Annotated in this window: 1 protein-coding gene; it reads left to right on the top strand. The window is 39.4% G+C overall.

Features of this window, described 5'->3' with window-relative positions:
* Positions 1-217, top strand: a 217-nt coding sequence (locus SB660_RS23385; RefSeq protein ID WP_486304228.1) for a RapZ C-terminal domain-containing protein, incomplete at its 5' end; no start/stop codon positions are given.
* Positions 218-241 lie beyond the last annotated feature (24 nt).

The following is a 241-nucleotide window of genomic DNA, read 5'->3' as shown; positions in this document are numbered from 1 at the left end:
AGAGGATACACAAATCCTAATTCAAAAACTAACGGATTTGTTTGAATTTATGGTACCGCTTTATAAACAAGAGGGGAAATCACAACTTGTCATTGCTTTTGGTTGTACAGGAGGACAGCATCGTTCGGTGACGTTGGCAGAATATTTTGGTGCTTGCTTAGCCAAAAATGAAAATGCTGTGATATCGCACCGTGACATCAATCGAAGAAAGGATTGAGTGAATGGGGAAAAAGCATACAAG

The organism is Bacillus sp. SIMBA_005, from assembly GCF_046535585.1.
Classification (GTDB): Bacteria; Bacillota; Bacilli; order Bacillales; family Bacillaceae; genus Bacillus; species Bacillus pumilus.
This window is presented reverse-complemented; position numbering and strand designations above follow the sequence as displayed.